Here is a 14,956-nt window from a genome sequence, read left to right as displayed (position 1 = left end):
GGCCCCGCTGAGCGTCTTGTAGCGGAAAGCGGGGCTTGTCGGGTACGGCCTTGCGGGCCCCCGTCAGGCGGCGGACGGCTGGGGAGGGGGTCGCCCCGGCACGATGGGCCACACCGTGGGCTGCCGCCGCCCATCCTCCACCCGGCGGGCCAGGTACGGGACGCACTCCCGCTCCTGGAAGGCCCGCTTCCACGCCGCGAAGGAGCCCCCGGCGCGCCAGGCGTCCATCGCCGCCAGCCCCGCCTCCGGGCCACACTGGGCCAGCATGTACTCCACCCAGGCCCAGCGCGCGGAGGTCGGCCGCACCTCAGCCCGGCCGCGAAGGCCCTTGCGAAGCCGCTCCAGCTTGTTCTCCACCTCGCGAAGGCCCGCGAAGGGCGCCCCGTCCAGCGGCGTGTTGCGCTTGGCCACGAAGGGCGCGACGCCCAGCGCCACGGGCAGGATGCGGGACAGCTCCGTGGTGAAGCGGATCAGCTCGTCGATGTCCGCGTCGTCTTCGTGCGGCAGGCCCACCACGTTGTAGACCTTGAGCTGCTTCATCCCCGCCGTCCGGGCGAACCGCGCCGCGCGGACGATCTGCTCCTCGGAATGCTTGCGGTCCACCAGGTCCCGCATCTTCTGTGACGCCCCGTCCGCGGCCACCGTGAGGTTCGTCGCCCCACCCCTCCGCAACTGATCCACCAGTTCCTGCGTGAGCCGGTCCGCGCGCAGCGAGGACACGCCCACCTCCCGGCCGGAGTCCACGAGGGTGCGAAGCAGCTCCACGATGCGGGGGTGATCCGTCACCGCCGCCCCCACCAGCCCCACGCGCTTCGCATGGGAGGGGATGAGGGACAGGATGCGCTCCGGAGGCACCGTGCGCATGCCGCCGTTCGTCGTCCGGCGCATCACGCAGTAGTGACAGCCGCGGGAACAGCCCCGCTCCGGCTCGATGAGGAACATCGAGCGCAGCTCCGTGTGCGACGTGATGATCTGCGTCCGGGCCGGCAGCCGGGCATCCGTCGCCTTCGCCACGTGGTAGCGCGCGCCACCCCGCCCGGGCACCCGGAAGCCGGGGATCCGCGCCAGGTGCTCCAACAGGGCCTCGCGCTCCATGGAGGCCGCGGCCTCCAGCAGCACGTGGATGAGGTCCTCCGCCTCTCCCTGGACCAGCACGTCCACGAAGGGCTCCAGCGGATCCGGGTTCGAGAACGTCAGCGGACCGCCTGCCACCACCAGCGGATGTCTTGCCGTCCGTTCCGCCGCAAGAACCGGCAAACCAGACAACTCCAACATCGTGAACAACCCTGTGAGCTCCAACTCATACGCCACAGAGAAGGCAAGCATTGCAAAACCAGACACCGGCGCCTGGGATTCCCAGGTAAACAATGGCGTCCGTGTTCTCTTGTATGTCTCGACATCATCGGGAAGGAAGACACGCTCGGCGGTCGCCCCCGCGTGCTCGTGTATCTCCCGGTAGATGGCCTGGTAGCCCAGCGAGCTCATGCCCACGTGGTAGGGGCTCGGGTAGCAGAGCGCGACCCGGTAGGGCGCCTCCTTGCGGAGCGTTCCCTCCTCGTCCGCCAGAAGCGAGCAGACGTGCTCGATGAGTTCGTATCGGCCCTCCATGGTCCTCCAAACAGTGGAATGCAGGTTGCATAAACACCACGGCCCCGGACCGCTACTCCCTCGTGGGGGAGGAGCTGCCGGGGCCGCGGAAGACCTTCAGGGTCGCCGAGTAGGACCGACGACTACTTGAACGACGGGACGTTGTCCGTCAGGACGCAGGCGTGCAGTTCCTCATCGCACTGCACCTTGAAGTCCGGGTTGATGCCGGAGCCTTCGCCGCACAGCACCGGACCGCTGGTCGGATCCGCCGGATCCGCCTCGGGGTCGCAGCCCGTGGACGGCCACATCGCCCGCCAGACGTAGTGGGAGACGCAGCCGTTGTTCGTGTACGTGAGCTCGCCGGCCATCTGCGTGCCCGGCGCACCCGGGTTCGAGTACACCTGGACGTTGTCGAACTGGTACGTGATCGCTTCCGCGGCGGCGCCAGCGTACTTGCCCGTGCTGGCGTTGACGCCAGCCGAGTTGAACTCCGTCGCCTTGCAGAAGTCGTCCGCGTCCGTCGTCGTTTCCAGGCTTCCGATGGTCTGGAGGCCGGCGTACGAATTGGCCGGGTCGAACTGACCCAGCGACGCCAGGGCGTAGGGACGAATCACGAGCTGAGACGTTCCCTGGTCCGGGTTCGCGAACTTGAACACGCCCAGGTCATCGCCCGCGAGCGGCTCCGAATCGGCGCAGTCAGCGCCCGTGGGGGCGTCGAGGGCCTCGTACTTCGCGAACCACACACCCTCTTGGACGATGCAGCCGGCACTCGGCTGCTCGAAATCGCAGGCGGTGAGGCTGCCTGCCGTCCCCAGCATCACCAGCGTTGAAAGAATGCTCTTGCGCATGTTGCTGATCTTCCTCACGTGGATGTTGGTTTAGAACGTGTACCGGACACCGAAGCGGATCTGCCGCGGGGCCTGGTAGCGGTCGGGGTTCTTGAAGTTCTTGTTCACGTCTTCGAACGCCAGGTTGCCCTCGATGTCCGCGCGCGGAACGCTGCCCGGGCTGTCAGCCGTGGGGAGGTCAGCCGCCGTACCGGGGGTCTGGGTCGCCTCGTCGAACACCGGGAGGACCTGAGCGAACGTGTAGGACTCGTCCACGCTGTCCACGCCCTGGAAGTTGAAGAGGTTGAACACGTCCAGGGTGAAGGTGACGACGTTGTCCTTGCTGATGCGGTAGTTGACGCCCACGTTGGAGTCGACGCTGTTGATCCACGGGGTGCGACCACCGGTGCCACGCGGCAGGATGAACGTCTCGTCCTGGCCGTAACCCGGGTAGGCGCCCAGGTAGTTGATCGGCTGGCCCGAGTTACCGCGGTAGGACAGACCGATGCTGGCGGACAGCGCGTTGGAGAAGTTGATCTCCTTGGCGCCGAACACCTTGATGGCGTGCGTACGGTCGAAGGGCAGCAGACCCGAGCGGTTGGCCAGGAGGTCGATCAGGTCGAAGTCCGCGAGGATGTTCGGATCGAGCTGGTTGTTCTCCGGGCGGAACAGACCGGGGTAGTTGCCGTACAGGCGGGACCACGTGTAGCTCGCCTGCGCCAGCCAGCCGTCCGTGAACGTGCGGTTCAGGTAGACGGTGACCGCGTCGTAGTCACGCACCGGCGTCGGGAACTCCTTGGCGAAGCCGCTGCCGGGGTTGCCGAGGAAGTACGTGTTGCCGTCATCGCGGCTCATGTCCTCGATGACCTTGCCCATGTTGCGGTGCGTATAGGTGGCACCGAGACGGGTGTTGGCCAGGAGTTCGTACTCACCACCGACCACGAACTCGTCGGAGGACTGGGGGCTGATGTCCGGGTCGACGGCCTGGTTCTGAACCAGACCACCGCTGTAGAACTCGTTCGCGTTCAGGCTGCTTTCCGCGCGAGGAACCACGAGGCCCGGGTCCGCGCAGCTTCCGCGCTGCCCTTCCAGCGTCGACGGGTCGCAACCGCCCGCCGCACCCGGCTCCGCCAGGAAGCGACGCGCACCGAAGCGACGCTCGCCCGGGAAGGCACGGTCCATCATGTTGAGCGGAACCTGCTCGTAGTACCGGGCGAAGTTGACGAACAGCTTCGCGCGGCCGTTGGCGAACGGATCCAACACGGCGCCGAGCCGGGGCGACCACTGGTTGCCGAGCTGCAGCGCCAGGTTGCCGTCACCGCCGTACATGGACTGCACGTCGTAGCGGACGCCCAGGTTCAGGGTGACGCGGTTGGCGATCGACCAGCTATCCTGCAGGAAGCCACCGATGGTGGTGCCGCTCGTCGACGTCTGCTGCAGGGTCTCGAAGACCGGCGAGTCCGGCGCCGTCTGGTAGCCGTAGCGACGGTTGTCGGACCAGATCGGGACGGTGGCGCCATTGTACGCGGCGGCCGCCTCCTGCCAGAACACGCTGCCCGAGTACGCCTTCTTCTGGTCGTAGGACAGGAACTCCGCGTCCACGCCCGCCTTGAAGACGTGCGTGCCCAGCGCGTTGAGCAGGTAGGTGCCCTTCGCGTTGATCTGGTAGCGGTCCAGCGTGGCCTCGGACATGAAGCCGGGGCCGCCGACCAGGTAGTTCGTCGCCGGGCAGCGCAGGGTCTGCTCCGCCGTGGTCGTGCCGCAGTACTGCTCCGCGTTCGGGATGCTCTCGAACGTGGTCAGCGGACGCCGACCCGTGTACTGCGCCAGCGCGTAACCCGCCAAGCCCGTCGTGTCACCAATGGCGCTGCCGTCCGCCGGAGGCGTGGAAGCGGTCTGGTGGAACCAACCGGCGTTCGCGTCGATCAGGATCTTCTTGTCCATGAAGGCGCCGGCGTACTTCAAGCCGAGGCCCGTGGAGTTCGCGCGGTTCTCGGTCTGGCCGATGTCCTCGGGACGCGTCGTCTGCGCACCCGGCAGACCACCCGTACGGGGGCTGATGGACAGCTTGCCCAGACCACCCGACACGGTCGGGGTGCCGTTCAGGGAGAACGACACGTTGTGGTCTTGGTTGATGAGGTACGTCAACTTACCCATGTACTGGATGGTGCGCGAGTCCGCGAAGTACTTCCGCTGCGACCCAGGGATCTCCTGGACCACGCTGAAGCCGTTCGCATCCGTCGCGATGTCACCGTCGTCGTTCAGGGTGAAGGCGTTGAGCGCACGGGTGTGCTCGTAGCGCTGGAACGCAGGCGTGAAGCCCGCGAAGAACCAGAGCTTGTCCTTCAGGATGGGACCACCGAGGGTCGCGCCGAAGTCGCCCAGGTTGCTCAGGGCGTTCAGGCCGGTGACCGTGGTGCCGTCCTCGATGACCAGCTTCCGGTTGCCTTCGAAGGCGCCCGGGGTCCAGTTGGCGAACACGGAGCCGTGGAACTCGTTGGAGCCCGACCGGGTCACCGCGTTGATGACACCGCCCGTGGAGCGACCGAACTCCGGCATGTAGCCGCCGGTGATGATGTTCACGTCCTGCACGAACTCGATGCTCAGCGGGCTGGCGTTCACGCCGAAGGCCGGGTCGTTCGTGGACAGACCGTCCACCACGTAGCCGTTCTCGGGCGAGGTCGTGCCGTTGATGGACACGCCGTACTGGTCGGACTGGGCGCCCGGGGCGAGCTCGGCCAGGGACTCAAAGGAGCGCGTCGCGCCACCCTTGCCCACCGGACGGGCCACCGCGATGCGCTTGATGAACTCCTGATCCACGTTCACGCCGGTGTTCGTGGAACCGACGTCGATCGTCGGCGGGCTGCCGATGATTTCCTGGGTCGACGAGAAGTTGTCGGGCAGGAGTTCCACGTTCACGCGGATGGTGCGGTTGAGGAGCAGCTGGATTTCCGGGCGGGCGTAAGGCTTGAACGACTCCTTCTCGAACCGCAACGTATACGTGCCCGGCGGAAGCTGGGGAATACGGTAGTTACCCTGAGCGTCGGTAACCACGATCTGCTCGCCCTGCAGGTTGGGTGAGGTGGCCGTGACAACGACATCGGCCGCCGGCTTCTTGTCCTCCGTGTTGATGACAGTGCCGAGAATGACGCTGGACTGCGCGAAAGCTGCTGATCCGTACAGAAGACCCGCAGCAAGGACAACTCCGGTTTCCCGAAGTACGTGTTTCACTTGCATACCAAACCCCTCCAAGGTGGGCTGCAACCGAAAATGACCTCGGAAAATATCCGAGGTCAAGCAGTTGTCAATAGACCGTTGCTTTTTGGTGACCAGTGGGGCATTGGCGCGATCACGTCGGCGGCGCCCGACACGGTTGCTTGAACCCGGAACCCTTTTCTGTATGGTAGCCGCCCTTCAATCCGGGCAGGGCGGGACGGGCAGTCCACTGGTGAAGAGGAGTTACGTGCATGTTCGATTCAGTCCTTGACCGTGGGCAAGGACCCAGGTCGCGCTTCGGCGTCGGTGCGGGCATCTCCACGGTGCTCCACATCGGCCTGCTGGGTCTGGTGGCCTACCTGTCCACGCGTCCTCCTCCGATCGAGGAGAAGGAGGTCGAGGTCACGCTGAAGGCGACCATGGCGCCGCCGCCGCCTCCTCCTCCGCCGCCTCCTCCTGCTTCGAAGCCGAAGACGGAGAAGAAGATCACGCCGAAGAAGCCCAAGGACGTGATCGTGCAGCCGAAGGAGATCCCTCAGCAGAAGCCGGAGGAGACGGAGACCCCGCCCGAAGCCGAGGAGGAAGAGGCGAGCGAGGCGGAGGTCGAGGGTGGCGTGGAGGGTGGCGTCGCCGGCGGTGTGGTTGGAGGCGTGGTCGGGGGTGTGATTGGCGGCGTGGTGGGCGGGCAGTTGGGCGGAACGGGCACGGACGTGCTGTCGTTCGGTCAGGGCATGACGCGCCCGGAGAAGATCGGTGGTCCCGAGGTGTCGTACACGCGTGAGGCCATCGAGGCGCGCGTGCAGGGCCTGATGATCGTGAAGTGCGTCATCACGACCGAGGGGAAGGTCGAGCGCTGCCGCGTCATCAAGCCGCTCCCCCACATGGAGCAGGCCGTGATGGACGTACTGGCCGCCTCACGCTACAAGCCCGTCACGTTCCAGGGCCGGCCGGTCGAGGTCCAGTACACCTTCAACTTCAATCTGAAGCTGCCGCGCTGATCCAGCGCACCCGCTGAGCAGTCAGCCGAATCTACCCCGCGCTCGTGAGGAGGAGCGCTCCATAGCCATGCAATTCACTCTTGTCGATATCTGGAATCACACGGGCCTCTTCGCCCGCATGATCATCTTCACCCTCGCCATCATGTCGGTGGCGTCGCTGGTCGTCATGGCGGAGCGGATCATCGTCTTCCGCAAGACGCGCTCGGACAGCCGTAACTTCGCCGCGAAGATGGGCGCCATCCTCGCGAAGGGCGATCTGGCCACCGCCGCGAACACCAACCTGGGCAAGGACGTGGGCCACCTGGGCCGCGTCATCAACTCCGGTCTGACGGCGTACCGCATCAACCCGGGCAACAAGGACCTCGCGGTGGAGTCCGTGGCTCGGGCGCTGGAGCGCCAGGCGCAGCGCGAGGTGCAGAGCCTCAAGCGCGGTCTGACCGTGCTGGCCACGGTGGGTTCGACGGCGCCGTTCGTGGGCCTGCTGGGCACCACGATGGGCATCGTGAACGCCTTCCAGTTGATGGCGGCGGCCGGCTCCGGCGGTCTGGGCACCATCTCGGCCGGTATCGCCGAGGCGCTCATCACCACCGCGTTCGGTCTGCTCGTCGCGATCCCCGCGGTGATGGTCTACAACTTCCTGCAGGGTTGGGTGGATGCCCGCGCCGTGGACATCTCCGAGTCCTCCAACGAGTTCCTGGACGTGGTTGCGCGGCACGTGGGCGGCGGCGCCCAGTCCTCGCACGCGGCTTAGTTCAAGCCCACCCCTGGGACATCCCGCCCCCGAGGGCGGCCCGGCTGTAACCAGCCGAGCTGCCCCGGAGTGGGAATCCCTTCCCGGACACAGGTGCACGCATGGGAATGTCAGCAGGCCCCAAAGGGGGCATCAAGAGCGAGATCAACGTCACGCCCCTCGTGGACGTGGTGTTGGTGCTCCTCATCATCTTCATGGTCGTGACGCCCATGCTCCAGCGCGGAAAGTCCGTGGAGCTGCCCAAGGCCACGGAGATCGAGAAGGAAGGCGGCAAGGACGCCGACCCGCTGGTCCTCTCCATCACCACGGACAAGAAGGTGTTCGTGGAGAACGACGAGGTCAATGAGCAAGGCCTCCAGGAGAAGATCGCTGCGGAGCTCGTGAAGGATCCGGGCAAGAAGATCCTGCTGAAGGGTGACAACACCCTGAACGTGGGCGACGTGCGCAAGGTGCTGGACACGGCGCGCAAGGCGAAGGCGAAGCAGATCGCCCTGGGCGTCGAGGAGAAGAAGTAATGTCCCGAGGACACAAGCAGCGTCAGTGGGTGAAGCCCTCATCCGCGCCGAACTCGGAGATCAACGTCACGCCCCTGGTGGACGTGGTGCTGGTGCTCCTCATCATCTTCATGGTGGTGACCCCCCTCCTGGAGAAGGACATCCTCGTCCGGGTCCCGGAGACGGAGGTCGAGGAGAACCAGCCGCCGCCCGAGCCCGACGCTCAGCAGATCGTCGTGCAGGTGGACAAGGATGGCGTCTACTCCATCAACACGGAGCAGATCCCCGCCGCCGACTACGTCACCCGCCTCAAGCGGATGTTGAACTCCAAGAAGCCGGACGAGAAGGTCGTCTTCTTCATGGCGGACGACGCGGCGAACTACGGCAAGCTCGTCGTGGCACTCGACGGCGCACGCGCCGCGGGCGCGAAGATCCTGGGCATGGCCACCGAGCTGCCCCAGAACGCGGTCATCCAGGGCACGACGACGACGCCCGAGGGCGCTCCGCCCACGCCTGCCCCGACGCCCTAAACCACGCAAGGCCGGGCTGACGCCCTTCAGCAGTCGCAGGTTTCAACGAGAAGCTCGCTGGCAGGGATCCTTCCCCGTCAGCGGGCTTCTTGCTTTTGGGGCCCGGGGTCCCCGCCCGGGACGGGACGTCTGGCGCGGCGGATGGAGCCCCAGGCCACTTCGTGAGGTGGGGCTCCCGGTATGGGCATTGCTCTGCCCTCCCCCGGTGCAGGTGGGGAGGGGGAGACGATGCTGGCTCGGGTGCGGTCGGGGGCGTTGATGGGCATCGACGCGGTGGTGGTGGAGTGCGAGGTCGACATGGCACTCGGGCTGCCCTACTTCAACGTCGTGGGGTTGCCGGAAGGGGCGGCTCGGGAGTCGAAGGTGCGGGTCGTCTCCGCGCTGAAAAACACTGGCTTCGACCTTCCCCAGAAGCGGATCACCGTCAACCTGGCGCCCGCGGACCTCCGCAAAGAGGGAGCTGCCTTCGAGCTGCCCATCGCGCTGGGGGTCCTGGCCGCGGCGCGGCTGATGGAGGAAGAGCCGCTGGGGCTCTACCTCTTTGGCGGCGAGCTTTCGCTGGATGGCTCCATCAAGCCCATCAAGGGCGTGCTTCCCCTGGCCGTGGCGGCTCGGAACGGGGGCTTCCGGGGGGTGATGGTGCCGGCCGCCAACGCCGCGGAGGCGGCGCTCGTGGAGGGGCTCCAGGTGCTGCCCGTGGCCCACCTGCGTGAGGCCGTGGGGCATCTCACCGGAAGCGCTCCGCTCACGCCGCTGATGCGCGAGACAAGGCCGGGGGCAAGCCCCCGCAAGGCAACCGCCGACATGGCCGATGTGCGGGGCCAACCGGAGCTGAAACTGGCCCTGGAGCTCGCGGCGGCCGGCGGCCACAACGTCTTGATGGCCGGCCCTCCCGGCTCGGGCAAGACGATGCTGGCGCGACGGCTGCCGGGCATCCTGCCGGAGATGACCTTCAACGAGGCCCTGGAGGTGACGAAGGTCTACTCCATCCAGGGACTGCTGGGAGACGAGCAGGCGCTGATGCGTGAGCGCCCCTTTCGCGCCCCACACCACACGCTGTCCGATGCGGGGCTCGTGGGTGGGGGGCCCGCGGCGCGGCCCGGAGAGCTGTCACTGGCCCACCACGGGGTGCTGTTCCTCGATGAGCTTCCCGAGTTCCGCAAGAACGTGCTGGAGGTGCTGCGCCAGCCGCTGGAGGAAGGCGCCATCCACCTGGCTCGCGCAAGCCAGCACATCACCTATCCCTGTCGGGTGATGTTGGTGGCGGCGATGAATCCCTGCCCGTGCGGCTACTTCAACGTGCCGGGGCGCACGTGCACTTGCGCGGAGCACCGCGTGTTCGACTACCACGCGCGCGTCAGCGGTCCGCTGCTGGACCGCATCGACATCACCGTGCAGACACGACCGGTGGAGTACCACCAGCTCGCGGCGAAGACGCAGGAGTTGCCCAGCCAGTACTACCGACAGCGAGTGGAAGCCGCCCGCGAGCGGCAGCGCGCCCGGTTCCAGGATGCGCCGGACGTGCACTGCAACGCCCAGATGCCCTCGCACCTGTTGCGCCGCTACTGCGTGATGTCTCCCCGCGCGGAGCAGATGCTGGAGCTCGCGGTCCGCCACCATGGCCTGTCCGCCCGCGCGCATGACCGGATCCTCAAGCTGGCGCTGACACGCGCGGACCTGGAAGGACATGGACGCATCGAGGACGTCGACATGCAGCTCGCGGTCGACTGCCGGATGCTGGATCGCCGGGGCTGGTTGCATGCCAACACCCAGGGGGCGACGGATGCTTCACGCCCCTCCTCCCCTGCATGGAGAAATGCACCGGACGGCAAGTCCTGACGTCCGGAGCCGCGACCGTCAGTAAGGAACGATCGCGGGGGTGGCAGCATCACGAACGACGGGAGGCTCCGCGACCACCGGCGACGCGACTCCCTGCGCCTCTCCAGGCAGGCGCGCCGGGGCGCGGGCCTCGAGCAGGGGCGCGGGCCCCGTGATGATTCGCGCCGACCTGCCGAAGGTCAGGTACGAGTAGGCCCAGTTGAGCAGCACCGCCAGCTTGCTGCGGAAGCCGATGAGGAAGGTGAGGTGGATGAAGAGCCAGGCCAGCCACGCGATGAAGCCTGACTGCTGGACGCGGCGGAAGGCCACGCCCACGGCATGGCCCCTGCCGATGACGGCGTAGCTGCCCCGGTCCCAGTAGTGGAAGGGCTGCATCGGCTGGCCCGCGAGCTGCCGGCGGAGGTTGAGCACGGCGTGCTTGCCCTCCTGCATCGCTGCGGGCGCCAGACCCGGGACGGTGCTTCCGTCGTCCTGTTTGACGAGCGCCAGGTCCCCCACGACGAAGATGTCCGGATGACCGGGCACGGTCAGTTCGGGCGTCACCGGGACGCGCCCTGCCCGGTCCAGCTCCACGCCGAGCGAACGGGCCACCGGAGAAGCCTCCACGCCCGCGGCCCAGAGCACCGTGCGGGCCGACAGGTGCTCGGGCCCCATGTCCACGCCCGTGGCGTCGATGTTCGTCACCCGGGTGCCCGTGCGGATCTCCACGCCAAGCTTCTCCAGCACCCGGCGGGCGTCGCCCGAGAGGTTCTCAGGATAGGTGGGAAGCACCCGGTCCATCCCCTCGATGAGGATGACGCGCGCATCCCGGGGATCGATGTTCTGGAAGTCGCCCGACAAGGAATTGCGGCTGATCTCCGCCAGGGCTCCCGCCAGCTCCACGCCCGTGGGGCCTGCTCCGATGATGGCGAAGGTCAGCAGCGCCCGGCGACGCTCGGGATCCGGCTCGCGCTCGGCCTGCTCGAAGGCGAGCAGCACGCGGCGGCGGATCTCCAGGGCATCTTCGACCGTCTTCAATCCCATCGAGTGGCGCGACCACGCATCGTTGCCGAAGTACGAATGCGTCGCCCCGGTGGCCACGATGAGGAAGTCATATGCCAGCTCGCCATCCGCCAGGAGGACCCGCTTGTTCGCGGTGTCCACCCCGGTCACCTCCGCGAGCAATACCTGGACCTGATTGCGCCCGAGAATCGCCCGCAGCGGCGCGGCGATGTCGCTCGGGCTGAGCGTGGCCGTGGCCACCTGGTACAGCAGCGGCTGGAAGAGGTGGTGGTTGTGACGGTCCACCATCGTGACGCGCACCCCCGCCTTTCGCAGGTACCGGGCCGCGTAGAGGCCGCCGAAGCCGCCTCCCAGGATGACCACATGGGGAAGGTTCTCACGGGTCGTTTTCACAATGGGAAACGTCATACCGCAGCCCCTGGGATTCAACGAAAGCCACGGTGTCTGACATAGATGGACTGTCACGAGCCCCCCGTGCCCGCTTATGCGGCCCCCCTCGTCTGGAAGCCTTCTCAACGGCCGGGAGACAGCCGTGTCGCTCCGCCGCGCGGGACGGCGGCCACCGACCTGGACGCTCCTGGGCAGCCATCGCCTGGGAGGCGACGCGGCATGTCCGTTGCTGTCCCACCCGCCCGAGGCATCCAGCCCACGGGGCGGCGAGGGAGTCGGACGAGATGAGCAAGCTGACGGAGAAGTTGAAGGCAGTGGCGGCGGCGGTGGCATCCATCGAGAAGCAGTTCGGCCGGGGCGCGGTGATGACGCTCGGCGCGGATGCTCCGGAGCAGAAGGTCGCGGTGATTCCCACGGGCTCGGTGGGACTGGACCGGGCGCTCGGTGTGGGCGGCTATCCGCGAGGCCGCGTGGTGGAGCTGTTCGGCAATGAGTCCTCCGGGAAGACGACGCTGACCCTGCATGCCATCGCCCAGGTGCAGGCCGTGGGCGGAGTGGCGGCCTTCATCGACGCGGAGCACGCGCTGGACCTGTCCTACGCGCGCAAGCTGGGGGTGCGCACGGCGGAGTTGCTGGTGGCCCAACCCGATACCGGGGAGCAGGCGCTGGAGATCACCGAGCAACTCGTGCGCTCGGGTGCCGTGGACCTCATCGTGGTGGACTCGGTGGCGGCGCTGGTGCCTCGCGCGGAAATCGAAGGGGAGATGGGCGACGCGCACATGGGCGTCCAGGCGCGGTTGATGAGTCAGGCCTTGCGCAAGCTCACCGGCGCGGTGAGCCGCTCCGGCACGTGCATCATCTTCATCAACCAGATCCGCATGAAGATTGGCGTGATGTTCGGCAACCCGGAGACGACGACGGGCGGCAACGCGCTGAAGTTCTATTCGTCCGTGCGGATGGAGATCCGCCGCACGGGCAACCTCAAGGAGGGCGACGCGGTGGTGGGCTCACGGGCCCGCGTGAAGGTGGTGAAGAACAAGATGGCGCCTCCGTTCCAGGAGGCGGAGTTCGACGTGCTCTATGGCACGGGCATCCACCGCACCGCCGAGGTGCTGGACCTGGCCGTGAGCGCGGGCCTGGTGGAGAAGTCCGGCAGCCACTTCAGCCTGCGCGGAGAGCGCATCGGCCAGGGGCGCGAGCGGGCCTCCGAATGGCTGCGCGAACATCCGGAGGTCCTGGAGTCCCTGGCTCGCGAGCTGGCGGGCTCTGCCGCGCCTCCTGTGGCGCAGGCTTCCGTCGAGGCGGCCTAGCTAGGAAGCCGGTTGGAACGCATCCAGCGAGAGGGGGACCTCCACGTGTCGCTGACCCGCCCGCAGCAGCAGGTGCCCTTCCGGACCTTCTTCGAGCAGCTCGCCGAACTGGTACTGCGCATCGCGCGAGAAGCGCGCCTTCGCCCTGCCCTGCTTCACACGACAGGTCAGGACACCCTCGGGCGAAAGCTGGAGCGAGGTCGGGTCCAGGGCCTCCGCCGTCCGGTCGCTCAAGCGGAGGGACACGCGCTCATCGGGCGTGATGTCCACGGTGCGAACCTCGTAGGCCGCGTCCTCCACCTGGACGTAGCACCAGTCCGGGGCGATGCGGAGCTGGTAGCGCCCATCATCATCCAGCACCAGGGAGGCGTTGAAGAGTTCGATGATCTTCGGGTGCTCGATGGGTTCGTCGTCGTGCCACCAGCGCAACGTGGCATCCAGGCGGATGCCGCTGTCCTCACGGGTGTGCCAACGCTTGCCAGGAGGGGGCTGACCGGAGGGAGGTTGCATGTCTCCTCTTATCTGCGCGCGGAGCCCGGCGAAGGCAAGCCACCGGGCCCCGAACGCCTACCAGTTCCGGACGTACTCCGTGTAGCCACGGAAGGCCACGGCGCCCCAGGAGTTCACCAGCACGCCAAGCGCCAGCACGGCCAGCACCGCGCGGTTGCGCAGGGACCAGCCTCCCACGGCGAAGAGCAGCAACAGGTACGGGGTGTAGTCCAGGCTGAACCGGAAGCCGAACTGCATGTAACCGGTGTTCTGGTAGAAGAGGCCGGGCAGCGCGCACACCGCCACGGTCAGCCACAGGGGCCAGTGCAGCCGGGGACGCGTGCGGGGCACCAGCAGGAACACCAGCAGGGGCAGCGTGAGCAGCAGCGACAGCCCATGCGGGTCGTACGACAACCGGGGCGGAGACAGCGAAACCTGGGGCAGCTTGAAGAAGGCGGCCTGGAGGTTGCGCGACAGGTATTCGATGTTGAAGAGCCCGAAGCGGTCGATGTCTACGTTCACCCGGTTGTTGAACAGGTACGAGTGGCCGAACTCGCCCAACTTGCCGAAGCGGTAGACGTTGTACGCGGCGGCGAGCACGGCCAGGGGCGCGGCCCCCAGACCGAAGAACACGAGCTTGCGGAGCGCGGGCTTCCACGTGGTGGGCAGCGCCTTGAGCTGGGCCAGCCGGTCCGGTCCCGGGCAGAGCGCCTCCAGGACGAAGAAGAGGCCCGCGAAGACGAGCGGCGTGCGGGTGAGCACCGCCATGGAGAAGAAGAGGCCGGCGAGCAGGGGGCGCCGGGCCCGCACCGCATTGCGTACGTACAGGCACGTGAGCGCCACGCCCATCACCTGCGCGCTGAACCAGACCTCGCCCCGGATGGCGCAGTAGAAGAACAGCGTCCCGAAGGCGAGCACGAGCGACAGCAGCACGTTGTCATCGCGGTTGCGCTCCGTCTCCCCTTCCTGAGCGAGGAAGCGCAGCAGCGAATAGAAGAGCGCCACCGCGAGCGCCCCCACGAAGACACCGAAGGACGTGTCGTTGAACTGGTAGCCGTGCAGCGCGACGAAGGGCAGCATCACCACTGCGGGGAACGACGGGAAGCTGACGAACCAGCGATCATCCCGAAGCGGGCGGCCCTCGCACCGCACCTTCTGCCCATCCACCAGCCGCACGCAGGCCCAGTCCTCCAGGTTGGGCAACACCTGCGGATCCACGTCCAGCCGTCCGTCCAGCCAGGACTGCGCCTGGTAGATGAAGTGCGGCGCGGCGCTCTGCCGGAGGAAGCGTTGCGAGCTGAAGCTGGACAGCACCGCGAACGCCACCAGGAACAACACCACCTCCACCCGGTAGGCCGACAGCCACAGGCGCATCGCGCTCCGCACCGGATGCGCCCCTGTCGCGGCCGGGGTGGCGTCAGCGGTCCGCTCGGGCGTGACCGGGGAGGGCTGCTCGGGAGGAGCGGAGGCCACGGGAGACTCCAGGTCCAACGCGGATCCAGCGGGAGGGGTCTGGGGGGCCG

At 67.3% G+C, this 14,956-nt stretch carries 12 protein-coding genes; 6 read left to right on the top strand and 6 right to left on the bottom strand.

Translation table 11 applies throughout. The annotated features are described in order from the left end of the window. Positions 1-63: 63 nt before the first annotated feature. The 3 genes from D7V88_RS14850 to D7V88_RS14840 all read right to left on the bottom strand — a co-directional run bounded on the left by D7V88_RS14850 (position 64) and on the right by D7V88_RS14840 (position 5,651). Positions 64-1,608: a radical SAM protein gene (locus D7V88_RS14850; protein WP_120541299.1), complete on the bottom strand. Its 1,545-nt coding sequence runs from the start codon at positions 1,606-1,608 to the stop codon at positions 64-66. A gap of 122 nt (positions 1,609-1,730) precedes the next feature. Next, the gene (locus tag D7V88_RS14845) at positions 1,731-2,435 is read right to left on the bottom strand and encodes a hypothetical protein (protein WP_120541298.1); all 705 of its coding nucleotides are present in this window, start codon (positions 2,433-2,435) and stop codon (positions 1,731-1,733) included. Positions 2,436-2,465: 30 nt separating this feature from the next. After that, a complete protein-coding gene (locus D7V88_RS14840; protein ID WP_120541297.1) occupies positions 2,466-5,651 on the bottom strand; it encodes a TonB-dependent receptor in 3,186 nt (1,061 codons plus the stop codon). Positions 5,652-5,881: 230 nt separating this feature from the next. Here D7V88_RS14840 and D7V88_RS14835 point away from each other — a divergent pair, with 230 nt between their 5' ends. The 5 genes from D7V88_RS14835 to D7V88_RS14815 all read left to right on the top strand — a co-directional run bounded on the left by D7V88_RS14835 (position 5,882) and on the right by D7V88_RS14815 (position 10,242). Then, the gene (locus D7V88_RS14835; RefSeq protein WP_120541296.1) at positions 5,882-6,628 is read left to right on the top strand and encodes an energy transducer TonB; all 747 of its coding nucleotides are present in this window, start codon (positions 5,882-5,884) and stop codon (positions 6,626-6,628) included. Between the two features lie 67 nt (positions 6,629-6,695). Beyond that, positions 6,696-7,379 carry a MotA/TolQ/ExbB proton channel family protein gene (locus D7V88_RS14830; RefSeq protein ID WP_120541295.1) on the top strand — a complete coding sequence of 228 codons (684 nt, stop codon included), beginning with the start codon at positions 6,696-6,698 and terminating at the stop codon, positions 7,377-7,379. Between the two features lie 101 nt (positions 7,380-7,480). Next, complete coding sequence (locus tag D7V88_RS14825; RefSeq protein ID WP_120536788.1) at positions 7,481-7,894, top strand: ExbD/TolR family protein; 414 nt, start codon at positions 7,481-7,483, stop codon at positions 7,892-7,894. After that, on the top strand, positions 7,894-8,403 hold the full coding sequence (locus tag D7V88_RS14820; protein WP_120541294.1) for an ExbD/TolR family protein: 510 nt from the start codon (positions 7,894-7,896) through the stop codon (positions 8,401-8,403). The genes D7V88_RS14825 and D7V88_RS14820 overlap by 1 nt, the downstream gene beginning before the upstream one ends. A gap of 228 nt (positions 8,404-8,631) precedes the next feature. Then, on the top strand, positions 8,632-10,242 hold the full coding sequence (locus tag D7V88_RS14815) for a YifB family Mg chelatase-like AAA ATPase (RefSeq protein ID WP_120541293.1): 1,611 nt from the start codon (positions 8,632-8,634) through the stop codon (positions 10,240-10,242). Between the two features lie 18 nt (positions 10,243-10,260). Here the strand turns inward: D7V88_RS14815 and D7V88_RS14810 are convergent, their stop codons facing one another. Continuing rightward, entirely contained in the window at positions 10,261-11,652 is a 1,392-nt protein-coding gene (locus D7V88_RS14810; protein ID WP_208726287.1) for an NAD(P)/FAD-dependent oxidoreductase, read from the bottom strand. Between the two features lie 266 nt (positions 11,653-11,918). On the opposite strand from D7V88_RS14810, the gene recA reads away from it, so the two are divergent. Then, a complete protein-coding gene (gene recA / locus D7V88_RS14805; RefSeq protein ID WP_120541292.1) occupies positions 11,919-12,944 on the top strand; it encodes a recombinase RecA in 1,026 nt (341 codons plus the stop codon). On the opposite strand, the gene D7V88_RS14800 is transcribed toward recA, so the two are convergent. Together D7V88_RS14800 and D7V88_RS14795 are read right to left on the bottom strand one after the other, a co-directional pair. Continuing rightward, entirely contained in the window at positions 12,945-13,454 is a 510-nt protein-coding gene (locus D7V88_RS14800; RefSeq protein ID WP_208726285.1) for a DUF1285 domain-containing protein, read from the bottom strand. Positions 13,455-13,511: 57 nt separating this feature from the next. Then, positions 13,512-14,807: a hypothetical protein gene (locus D7V88_RS14795; RefSeq protein WP_120541290.1), complete on the bottom strand. Its 1,296-nt coding sequence runs from the start codon at positions 14,805-14,807 to the stop codon at positions 13,512-13,514. Positions 14,808-14,956 lie beyond the last annotated feature (149 nt).

Origin of the sequence: Corallococcus terminator, from assembly GCF_003611635.1 — a bacterium.
Lineage (GTDB): Bacteria > Myxococcota > Myxococcia > Myxococcales > Myxococcaceae > Corallococcus > Corallococcus terminator.
This window is presented reverse-complemented; position numbering and strand designations above follow the sequence as displayed.

What these genes read in the sequence shown, in the direction of transcription:
- D7V88_RS14835 (WP_120541296.1), top strand. Translation starts at nt 5,882, where the DNA reads ATGTTCGATTCAGTCCTTGACCGTGGGCAAGGACCCAGGTCGCGCTTC.
- D7V88_RS14795 (WP_120541290.1), bottom strand. Translation starts at nt 14,807, where the DNA reads ATGCGCCTGTGGCTGTCGGCCTACCGGGTGGAGGTGGTGTTGTTCCTG.
- D7V88_RS14810 (WP_208726287.1), bottom strand. Translation starts at nt 11,652, where the DNA reads ATGACGTTTCCCATTGTGAAAACGACCCGTGAGAACCTTCCCCATGTG.
- recA (WP_120541292.1), top strand. Translation starts at nt 11,919, where the DNA reads ATGAGCAAGCTGACGGAGAAGTTGAAGGCAGTGGCGGCGGCGGTGGCA.
- D7V88_RS14820 (WP_120541294.1), top strand. Translation starts at nt 7,894, where the DNA reads ATGTCCCGAGGACACAAGCAGCGTCAGTGGGTGAAGCCCTCATCCGCG.
- D7V88_RS14825 (WP_120536788.1), top strand. Translation starts at nt 7,481, where the DNA reads ATGGGAATGTCAGCAGGCCCCAAAGGGGGCATCAAGAGCGAGATCAAC.
- D7V88_RS14845 (WP_120541298.1), bottom strand. Translation starts at nt 2,435, where the DNA reads ATGCGCAAGAGCATTCTTTCAACGCTGGTGATGCTGGGGACGGCAGGC.
- D7V88_RS14815 (WP_120541293.1), top strand. Translation starts at nt 8,632, where the DNA reads ATGCTGGCTCGGGTGCGGTCGGGGGCGTTGATGGGCATCGACGCGGTG.
- D7V88_RS14800 (WP_208726285.1), bottom strand. Translation starts at nt 13,454, where the DNA reads ATGCAACCTCCCTCCGGTCAGCCCCCTCCTGGCAAGCGTTGGCACACC.
- D7V88_RS14850 (WP_120541299.1), bottom strand. Translation starts at nt 1,608, where the DNA reads ATGGAGGGCCGATACGAACTCATCGAGCACGTCTGCTCGCTTCTGGCG.
- D7V88_RS14840 (WP_120541297.1), bottom strand. Translation starts at nt 5,651, where the DNA reads ATGCAAGTGAAACACGTACTTCGGGAAACCGGAGTTGTCCTTGCTGCG.
- D7V88_RS14830 (WP_120541295.1), top strand. Translation starts at nt 6,696, where the DNA reads ATGCAATTCACTCTTGTCGATATCTGGAATCACACGGGCCTCTTCGCC.